The organism is Methyloversatilis discipulorum, assembly GCF_018780585.1.
In the GTDB taxonomy this organism is placed as follows: Bacteria; Pseudomonadota; Gammaproteobacteria; order Burkholderiales; family Rhodocyclaceae; genus Methyloversatilis; species Methyloversatilis discipulorum_B.
Genome location: NZ_JADMJL010000066.1, coordinates 20562 through 30348 on the forward strand (window position 1 = coordinate 20562; position 9787 = coordinate 30348).

Annotated in this window: 11 protein-coding genes; all 11 read left to right on the forward strand. The window is 65.3% G+C overall.

What is annotated here, in order from left to right; all coding sequences use genetic code 11:
- Positions 1-42: 42 nt before the first annotated feature.
- The 11 genes from rpsA to IV112_RS20920 all read left to right on the forward strand — a co-directional run bounded on the left by rpsA (position 43) and on the right by IV112_RS20920 (position 9668).
- Positions 43-1749 (forward strand): 30S ribosomal protein S1, encoded by a 1707-nt coding sequence (gene rpsA / locus IV112_RS20870; protein ID WP_024300568.1) that lies wholly within the window; start codon positions 43-45, stop codon positions 1747-1749.
- A gap of 97 nt (positions 1750-1846) precedes the next feature.
- Entirely contained in the window at positions 1847-2152 is a 306-nt protein-coding gene (locus tag IV112_RS20875) for an integration host factor subunit beta (RefSeq protein WP_019919106.1), read from the forward strand.
- A gap of 11 nt (positions 2153-2163) precedes the next feature.
- Complete coding sequence (locus IV112_RS20880; RefSeq protein WP_020163942.1) at positions 2164-2400, forward strand: LapA family protein; 237 nt, start codon at positions 2164-2166, stop codon at positions 2398-2400.
- Between the two features lie 12 nt (positions 2401-2412).
- The gene (lapB, locus tag IV112_RS20885) at positions 2413-3588 is read left to right on the forward strand and encodes a lipopolysaccharide assembly protein LapB (RefSeq protein WP_304006988.1); all 1176 of its coding nucleotides are present in this window, start codon (positions 2413-2415) and stop codon (positions 3586-3588) included.
- Positions 3589-3607: 19 nt separating this feature from the next.
- Positions 3608-4558 carry a D-glycero-beta-D-manno-heptose-7-phosphate kinase gene (gene rfaE1, locus IV112_RS20890; protein ID WP_304006990.1) on the forward strand — a complete coding sequence of 317 codons (951 nt, stop codon included), beginning with the start codon at positions 3608-3610 and terminating at the stop codon, positions 4556-4558.
- 37 nt (positions 4559-4595) lie between these two features.
- Complete coding sequence (locus IV112_RS20895; protein ID WP_304006991.1) at positions 4596-5303, forward strand: ComEA family DNA-binding protein; 708 nt, start codon at positions 4596-4598, stop codon at positions 5301-5303.
- Positions 5304-5330: 27 nt separating this feature from the next.
- Entirely contained in the window at positions 5331-6233 is a 903-nt protein-coding gene (gene cysM, locus IV112_RS20900) for a cysteine synthase CysM (RefSeq protein WP_304006993.1), read from the forward strand.
- The gene (locus IV112_RS20905) at positions 6217-8226 is read left to right on the forward strand and encodes a hypothetical protein (RefSeq protein WP_304006995.1); all 2010 of its coding nucleotides are present in this window, start codon (positions 6217-6219) and stop codon (positions 8224-8226) included. Before cysM ends, IV112_RS20905 begins: the two co-directional genes overlap by 17 nt.
- A gap of 23 nt (positions 8227-8249) precedes the next feature.
- The gene (locus IV112_RS20910; RefSeq protein ID WP_051091699.1) at positions 8250-8429 is read left to right on the forward strand and encodes a hypothetical protein; all 180 of its coding nucleotides are present in this window, start codon (positions 8250-8252) and stop codon (positions 8427-8429) included.
- Entirely contained in the window at positions 8426-8836 is a 411-nt protein-coding gene (locus tag IV112_RS20915) for a YdbL family protein (protein WP_304006998.1), read from the forward strand. The genes IV112_RS20910 and IV112_RS20915 overlap by 4 nt, the downstream gene beginning before the upstream one ends.
- A 40-nt stretch (positions 8837-8876) precedes the next feature.
- Positions 8877-9668, forward strand: a complete 792-nt coding sequence (locus IV112_RS20920) for a 3'-5' exonuclease (protein WP_304007000.1) — start codon at positions 8877-8879, stop codon at positions 9666-9668.
- Positions 9669-9787 lie beyond the last annotated feature (119 nt).

The following is a 9787-nucleotide window of genomic DNA, read 5'->3' on the forward strand; positions in this document are numbered from 1 at the left end:
GTGTTCATACCTAACCCGTTGCCGCGCAAGCGGCTTTTGCCAATGTCCCAAGTTGCCCAGTCGTCCGACTCCATGGAAAGTTTTGCCGCGCTGTTCGAGGAAAGCCTCACGCGCCAGGAAATGCGCGCCGGTGAAGTCATCACCGCCGAAGTCATGCGCGTGGATCAGAATTTCGTCGTCGTCAATGCCGGCCTGAAGTCGGAAAGCTATATCTCGATCGACGAATTCCGCACCGATCGCGGTGAACTGACGGTCGCCCCCGGCGATTACGTCAGCGTTGCAATCGAAATGCTCGAGGACGGCTACGGTGAAACCCGCCTGTCCCGCGACAAGGCCAAGCGCATCGCCGCATGGAACGAACTGGAAAAGGCACTGGGCGATGGCTCCATCGTCAAGGGTCTGGTGTCGGGCAAGGTCAAGGGTGGCCTGACCGTCATGACCAACGGCATCCGCGCCTTCCTGCCGGGTTCGCTGGTCGACCTGCGTCCGGTCAAGGACACCACGCCGTACGAGAACAAGGAATTCGAATTCAAGGTCATCAAGCTCGACCGCAAGCGCAACAACGTCGTTGTGTCGCGTCGCGCCGTGCTCGAACTGACCGCCGGTGAAGAGCGCGAAAAGCTGCTCGAGAACCTCAAGGAAGGCACCGTCGTCAAGGGTATCGTCAAGAACATCACCGACTACGGCGCGTTCGTCGACCTCGGTGGCATCGACGGCCTGCTGCACATCACCGATCTGGCCTGGCGCCGCGTGCGTCACCCGTCGGAAGTGCTGGCGGTCGGTGACGAAGTCGAAGCCAAGGTGCTCAAGTTCGACGCCGAGAAGAACCGCGTGTCGCTGGGTCTCAAGCAGCTGGGCGAAGATCCGTGGGTGGGCATCTCGCGCCGCTACCCGCAGGGCACCCGCCTGTTCGGCAAGGTGACCAACCTGACTGATTACGGCGCATTCGTCGAAATCGAGCAGGGCATTGAAGGCCTGGTCCACGTGTCCGAAATGGACTGGACCAACAAGAACATCCACCCGACCAAGGTTGTCCAGCTGGGCGACGAGGTCGAAGTGATGATTCTGGAAATCGACGAAGACCGTCGCCGGATTTCGCTGGGCATGAAGCAGTGCATGCCGAATCCGTGGGAAGACTTCTCGATGAACCACAAGAAGGGCGACAAGGTCCGTGGCCAGATCAAGTCGATCACCGACTTTGGCGTGTTCATCGGTCTGACCGGCGCCATCGATGGCCTGGTTCACCTGTCCGACCTGTCGTGGTCGCTGCCCGGCGAAGAAGCCGTGCGCAACTACAAGAAGGGCGACGAAGTCGAGGCCGTCGTGCTGTCGATCGATGTCGAGCGCGAGCGCATCTCGCTCGGCGTCAAGCAGATGGATGGAGATCCCTTCACCAACTTCATCGCCACCCACGACAAGAACAGCGTCGTGCGCGGCACCGTGAAGACGGTGGATGCCAAGGGCGCCGTGATCGCGCTGAACGAAGATGTCGAAGGCTACCTGCGCGCTTCGGAAGCTTCGCGTGACCGCGTCGAAGACCTGACGACCATCCTCAACGTCGGCGACGAGGTCGAGGCGATGATCGTCAATCTGGACCGCAAGACCCGTTCGATCACGCTGTCGGTGCGTGCGAAGGATCAGGCTGAACAGAATGACGCCATCCAGAAGATCCAGGCAGAGGGTACGTCGGCCAGCAGTGGCACGACCAACCTCGGCGCGCTGCTGAAGGCGAAGCTGAAGAACTCCTGATCGTTTCGCACGATCGGTGTTCACGTGACAACGCCGCCTGCGGGCGGCGTTGTCTTGTCATCACCCGGCAAGGTTGAAATCGCTCATCTGATACGTCATGACCAAATCCGAACTGATCACCCGGTTGGCCACCCGCTTCCCGCAACTGGTCGCCAAGGACGCCGATTACGCCGTGAAGATGATCCTCGATGAAATGACCGCAGCGCTGGTGCGCGGCGATCGCATCGAAATCCGCGGTTTCGGCAGCTTTTCGCTGAACCATCGCCCGCCGCGCGTGGGCCGTAACCCGAAGTCGGGCGAGAAGGTCATGGTTCCGGAGAAGCGGGTACCGCATTTCAAGGCGGGCAAGGAACTGCGCGAGCGCGTCGACAACGCGCTGAACACTGCAGGCCTCGTGGCCTGAAATCCGCCGCAATGGCGATACTTAACTGGCTGCTGCGCATCGTCGTCTTCCTGTTGCTGCTCGGCCTCGCGGCCCGCAACAGTGATCCGGTGACGGTGCGCTTCTTCTTCGGACACGAGTGGCGCGTGGAGTTGTCCCTCGTACTGCTCGCTCTGTTCTTCTTCGGCGCCCTGCTGGGCGCATTGGCCGGGTGGTCGCTGGCGCGCAGTCGCGCCGCGCACGACGGACAATCGCCGACCGCCGACTGACCCCCTTCCCACATGGAAATCGAACTCTGGTGGCTCCTGGCCCTGCCGCTCTTCTTCGGGCTGGGCTGGCTTGCCGCGCGCATCGACATCCGGCATCTGGTGCGCGAGTCGCGCGCGCTGCCGCGCTCCTATTTCGCCGGCCTGAATTTCCTGCTGAACGAACAGCCGGACCGCGCCATCGACTCCTTCATCGAGGCGACGAGCAAGGACCCGCAGACGGTGGAGCTGCAATTTGCGCTGGGCAATCTGTTCCGCCGTCGTGGTGAAACCGATCGTGCGATCCAGATCCATCAGGCGCTCGCCGCCCGCGAGGACGTGCGTGCCGAACAGCGGCTGAATGCGCGCCTCGAACTGGGCCTCGACTTTCTCAAGGCCGGACTGCTGGACCGCGCAGAGGAGGCATTCGTCGGCCTGCGTGGCAGTGCTGTCGATATCGAGGCCCTGCATCACCTGCTGGACATCTACCAGCAGGAAAAGGAGTGGCACAAGGCGATAGACATCGCCCGCGCGCTGCCGGAAAACGAATCGCACCGCGCGCAGAAGGACATCGCGCAGTTCCTGTGCGAACTCGCCACACAGGCGCTTGCGCAGTCCCGCATGGGCGACGCGCGAAGCCTGCTCGGCGAGGCACTGACCACGCATCGCAAGTGCGTGCGCGCATTGATGCTGCTCGGTGATGCGGCCGCCGCTGAGCAGAAGTGGGAAGAGGCAATCGAGCACTGGCAGCGCATCGAGCAGCAGAATCCGGTCTATCTGGCGCTGGTGGCCTCGCGTATGGCCGACGCCTACCGCAAGCTGGGGCGCGAACGCCAGGGCATCACGCTGCTGAAGAGCTATCTCGAACGGCACGCTTCGCTCGATCTGCTCGACGTCGTGTTCAAGGAGGAACTCGACACCGAAGGCCCGACGGGCGCGCTGACACTGGTACGCGAGGAACTGCGCCGCAATCCGACCCTGCTCGGTCTGGACAAGCTGCTGGAGGCGCAGATGCAGACGCTGCCGCCGGAGGCACGCCCCGATTCCGATCTGATGAAGAACATCATCCACGCGCACACGCGTCGCGTTGCGCGCTACCGTTGCGACAGCTGCGGCTTCAAGGCGCGTCAGTTCCACTGGCATTGCCCGGCCTGCGGCGGCTGGGAGACCTATCCGCCCAAGCGCACCGAAGAATTCGACCTGACACCCTGATCAACGCATCGAGCACCGCATGAGCCTGACGCTTCCCGATACCCGCAACGCGCGCATCCTGGTCGCTGGCGACGTGATGCTGGACCGCTACTGGTTCGGTGACGTGCAGCGCATCTCCCCCGAAGCGCCGGTGCCGGTGGTCAAGATCGACCGCGTCGAGGAAAGACCGGGTGGTGCCGCCAACGTGGCGCGCAACTGCGCGGCGCTGGGGGCGAAGGTGAGCCTGCTGTCGGTGGTCGGCGCCGACGACGCCGGTCGCACCCTGCGCGCACAGATGAAGGCCGCGCACATCTTCGCCAGCCTGCACGAGGACCCGCAGCTCGACACCACGATCAAGCTGCGCGTGATCGGCCGCCAGCAGCAGTTGCTGCGCATCGACTTCGAGAGCGCGCCGGCGCGCGAAGTGCTGTGCGCCAAGCTCGACGAGTTCGCACGCCGCGTGAAGGACGTCGACGTGGTCATTCTGTCCGACTACGGCAAGGGCGCGCTGGCGGATATCCGAGACATGATGGACATCGCGCGCGCAGCCGGAAAGCCGGTGCTGGTCGACCCCAAGGGCGACGACTATTCACGTTATGCCGGCGCCACGCTGCTCAAGCCGAACCGCAGCGAGCTGCGCGAAGTGGTCGGCAGCTGGACTGACGACGAGGATCTGGCGCGCCGCGCCACCGCGTTGCGCGACGAACTGGGCCTGGGGGCGCTGCTGCTCACCCGCTCCGACGCCGGTATGAGCCTTTACGCATCCGATGGCGTGACGCACGAGCGCGCGCTGGCGCGTGAGGTGTACGACGTCAGTGGTGCCGGCGATACGGTGATCGCCGCCATGGCGGTCATGATGGCCAGCGGCTGTTCGCAGGTCGATGCGATGCGACTGGCCAATCGCGCGGCCGGCATCGTGGTCGGCAAGCTGGGCACTGCCGTGTGCGCGCTTGACGAACTCGCCGCCGACCTGCGCCACGGCGCCGCCTGAGCGGTATCCTTCCACGGTCATCCTTCCGGGAGTCGTCATGCGTCGCCTGTTCTGCATGCTGCTGTGCCTGTTTGCCGCGCCCGTGTTCGCCGCGCTCGACCTGAACAGCGCCACGGAAGCCGAACTCGACGCATTGCCCGGCGTCGGGCCGAGTCGCGCGCAGGCCATCATCGAGCACCGTACGAAGAACGGCCCCTTCGCTTCGGTGGACGAACTGCGCAACGTGAAGGGCATCGGTGACAAGACCTTTGCCGAACTGAAGCCGCTGCTGATCGTTGGCGCGGGCACGTCGGCACCCGGCGCGCCGCGTGCCGACGTGGCCGCAGGTCCGGTTGCCGCGCCGGCGTCATCCGGTGGTTTTCCCTGGTGGATCGCGGCGGTCATTGCCGTCAGCGCAGCGATCGCCTTCGTACTGATGCGCCGGCGCAGCCCGCCGCAGGCGCCTGCGCACGTTCCGGTGTCGGTGCCTGACGCGCCGGTACCGCCGGCCCGGCCTGCTGCCGGAAGTGCGCCGAAATCCACTGTCTCCTCGCCACCGCCGCGTCCGGCAGGCGGTGCGGCGCACGCCACATCGGGTGCCGCATCGGCACCGCCGGCACGACCGGCGGGTGCGCCGCCCCGCCCGGCGGGCAGCAGTGCGCCCGCCCAGTCGTCTGCCGCACCGGCTGACACTGCAGCCGGCGCTCCATCGTCCGCACCGCCAAAGCCGGCGGGCGCGCCACCGAAACCGGCCGGCTCACGCTGAGACGGCCTCACCGAATCCAGGTCAGCCATGCACTACAAGACTCTCGAAGATTTCGTCGGCAATACGCCGCTGGTGCGCCTGCAGCGCATTCCGGGTACCGACAACGACCGCCGCGGCAACGTCATCCTGGTTAAGCTCGAAGGCAATAACCCGGCCGGTTCGGTCAAGGACAGGCCGGCGCTGTCCATGATCAAGCGCGCGGAAGAGCGCGGCGACATCAAGCCGGGCGACACGCTGATCGAGGCGACCAGCGGCAACACCGGCATCGCGCTGGCGATGGTGGCGGCGATGCGCGGCTACAGGATGATTCTGGTGATGCCCGAGAACCAGAGCATCGAGCGCCGGCAGAGCATGGCCGCCTATGGCGCGGAACTGGTGCTGACGGCTAAGGAAGGCAGCATGGAACTGGCGCGCGATACCGCCGAGAAATTGCGCGATGAAGGCCGCGGCGTCATCCTCGACCAGTTCGGCAACAGCGACAACCCGCGCGCGCACATCGAAGGAACGGGGCCGGAGATCTGGCGCGACACCGAAGGGCGTGTCACCCACTTCGTCAGTTCGATGGGCACCACGGGCACCATCATGGGCACCTCGACCTATCTGAAATCGCGGAACCCGGCGATCCAGATCATCGGCTGCCAGCCGGAGGAGGGAGCGCAGATTCCGGGCATCCGCAAGTGGCCCGAGGCCTATCTGCCGAAGATCTACGACCGTACTCGTGTCGATCGGCTGGAGTACGTCGGCCAGCACGACGCCGAGGACATGACCCGCCGCCTGGCGCGCGAAGAAGGCATCTGCGCCGGCATCAGCTCGGGCGGTGCGATGGTCGTTGCGCTGCGCATCGCGGCCGAGGTCGAGAATGCGACCATCGTCAGCATCGTGTGCGACCGCGGCGACCGCTACCTGTCCACGGGTGTCTTCCCTTCCTGATCGCCTGCGGGGCTTCCTTCTTGCGCTGATGCTGGCGGCGATGCCGCTCGCTGCCGATGCCGCCTTCGAGCTTCGCTTCGACCGGCTGTCGGCGTCGGCCATCACGCTGGAAGACGTGCATGTCGAGGCCACTGCACTGGACGGTGGCCGTGCGCGCGTCCGTGCAGCACGAGCGTTGATTGCCGGGCGCATGCTGCAGCAGGTGCAGCTCGACTGCGCTGATTTTTCCACCTTGCCCGAACAGCGCTGTCGCGGTGGTGTGCTGCGTGCGCGCGGCTACGGTCCGTGGCCGCTCGATTTTTCGGTGCGCGGTGCCCAACGGGTGCTCGACGCGAATGTCCGGTTTTCACCGGACCTGCGCGTCACTGTCGGCGGTGCCTTGGCGGGTGCGCACCCGCATCTGGCGCTACAGGCCAAGGCGGTCGATATCGCCCGCCTGCTCGCGCTGGAACCTGCGCTGCAGTCCTTGCTGAAGGACTATGCGCCGGCGGGTCGCGCCGACGTCGAAGCCGTGCTGAAGGATTTCGGCGCCGCGCGATCGCCGCATATCGAGGCGCGTCTGCTGCTGACCGATGCACGATTTGCGTCGGCTGACGGCCTGCGCGCCGCCGAGGGCATGTCGCTCGCACTCGCTCTTGACGCCACCCGGCAGGGCGAAGACTGGCTCGGCCGCGCCTCGGTTGACTGGCGGGCGGGCGAACTGCTGTGGGACAGCATCTACCTGAAGGGTGGCGGTACGACGCTGGCGAGCGATTTCGTGCTGACTGCAGGCGGCCTTGAACTGCGCGCCGGCACGCTGGATCTGGCCGGCGTGGGGCGGCTGAACCTGGAGGCACTCTTCGCGCGGTCGCCGGCAACGCTGACGCGCGCGCGCGTCGAGGGCCGTTCGTTCGATCTCGATGCGCTGAATACGCGCTTTGTCGAACCGCTGTTCGCCGCGCGCGGCTGGCCGACCTTCGCAGTGTCCGGTCGCGCCGATCTTGTCGCCGAGTTCGACCCGCAGGGGGCGACGGCCGTGACGCTGCGTCTGGCAGATGCGGCGGTCGCCGACAAGTCGGGGCGCTGGTCGCTCGATGGCGTGACCGCGGTTCTTCCGTGGCAGCGAGATGTGCCGACCGAGCCGCACGCAGCGGTCACGTCGGCGCACTTCGACCGGTTGCCGTTCGGTGCCTTCGATCTGAAGGCCAGCGTGGCGGCTGACCGGGTGTCGCTGCAGCCGGTGCGCATTCCGGTCATCGATGCCGGCCTGCGGCTCAATCTCCTCGAATTCCGGAAGGACGACGGTCGCTGGCGCGGTGACCTGTCTTTCGACCTCGAGCCGGTATCCATGCCCGCGTTGAGCGAGGCGCTCGGGCTGCCCCGCATGGCCGGCAGCCTGGGTGCCAGCGTGCCGCACGTAAGCTGGCGCGACGGCGTGCTCTCACTGGATGGTCAACTGCTGATCCGCGTGTTCGACGGCTACGTTGCCGCCACCGGGCTGCGCGTGATCGAACCCCTCGGGACGACGCCGCGTGTTCTTGCTGACCTCCAGATGCGTTACATCGATCTGGAGGCGCTGACCGACACCGTGAAGTTCGGCCGCGTCACCGGCCGTCTCGACGGCGACGTGAAGGGGCTGGAACTGCTGCGCTGGCGGCCTGTGGCCTTCGACGCGCACATACGGTCAAGTGCGGGCGACTATCCGCGCGTGATCAGCCAGCGCGCAGTGCAGAACATCACCGCGCTCGGCGGACCGGGTGCGGCGGCAGCGATACAGCGCAGCTTCCTCGGTTTCTTCGAGCGCTTCGGCTATCGCCGGATCGGCCTGTCCTGCGTGCTGCGCGACGGGGTGTGCGATATGGACGGCATCGCGCCGCGCGGCGACGGATTCATGCTGATCGAGGGTGGCGGCATCCCGGCGCTCAGCGTGGTTGGCTACAATCGGCGCGTCAACTGGCCGGAGTTGATCGAGCGACTGCGGCGGGTGACCGACGCAAAGCCGGTCGTCAAATGAATGGAGACACGATGACGAATGCGATGACCAGGACGATCTGCCTGATGCTGACGGGCGCTGCGCTGTCGGCGGCGTGCGTCACCATCAATATCTATTTCCCCGCCGCTGCCGCAGAGAAGGCGGCCGACCGCATCATCGACGAGGTGTGGCAGCTGAAGAAGGAACAGGACAGCAAGGCCCAGCCGGAAGGAAGCCAGCAATGAACACACTGAAACGCATGGTCCTGCTCGGTGCGATGTGGGCGACGACGGCATGGGCGCAGGGCAATATCGAGATCAACACGCCGGCGATCAGCCAGATCAAGTCAAGCATGCAGGCAAGGCACACGCAGCTTGCACCGCATTACGCTTCCGGTGCAGTCGGTCTGGGGGCCGACGGCAACGTCGTGCTGCGCGATGCCAATGCAGTGCCGCTGGCGCAACGACAGGCGGTACAGGGCCTTGTCGCGCAGGAGAACACGGATCGCGCCGCGCTCTACCGCGAGATCGCCCGCGCCAACGGTCACCCGGAATGGGAGGCAGACATCCGCTCGACGTTTGCCCAGCGCTGGATCGAGCGCGCGCAGTCGGGCTGGTACATCCAGTCCGGCGGGCAGTGGTCGCGCAAGTAACTGCATTCGAACAACAACACAAAGTCATCACGGGATTTTCATGGCCGCCGTACTCGTATTCGATATCGAAAGCATTCCGGACGTCGCCGGCATCCGCGCGCTCAACAATCTGCCCGATGAGCTGTCCGACGCCGAGGTGGCCGAGTTCGCCTTCCAGCAGCGTCGTGCCGCGGTCGGTCACGATTTCCTGCCCTTGCATCTGCAGCGCGTGGTGGTCATTTCGTGCGCGCTGCGCGATGCGAAATCGCTGAAGGTGTGGTCGCTGTCCGAGCCGGAGAACGGCGAGGGCCAGATCATCCAGCGCTTCTACGAGGGTATCGAGAAGCTGACGCCGCAGATCGTGTCGTGGAACGGCGCCGGCTTCGACCTGCCGGTGCTGCACTACCGCGGTCTGATTCACGGCGTGACCGCGCCGCGCTATTGGGAAATGGGCGAGGGCGACGGGCCGGACGCGCGCGAATTCAAGTGGAACAACTACATCAGTCGCTACCATTCGCGCCACCTCGATCTGATGGACCTGCTCGCGCTGTATCAGGGCCGTGGCAATGCGCCGCTCGACGATCTGGCGAAGCTGATCGGTTTCCCCGGCAAGCTGGGCATGGATGGTTCGGCGGTATGGGGTGCATGGCAGCGCGGCGAGATTGCCGGCATCCGCGATTACTGCGAAACCGACGTACTGAACACCTTCCTCGTGTTCCAGCGCTTCCAGCTGATGCGTGGCGTGCTGGACCGCGCGCAGTACGACGCCGAGATCGCTTTCGTCCGCGAGTGGCTGGCGGCCCAGCCGGGCGAGCACTGGAAGGAATATCTTGCGGCGTGGAAAACAGCCTGACTCGGCCGGTGTGAAAAAATGTCTTGAACGGGAGCGAGATTTCGCTATACTTGCGCGCTCTCTTCAGGCGCGTAGCTCAGCTGGTTAGAGCACCACCTTGACATGGTGGGGGTCGTTGG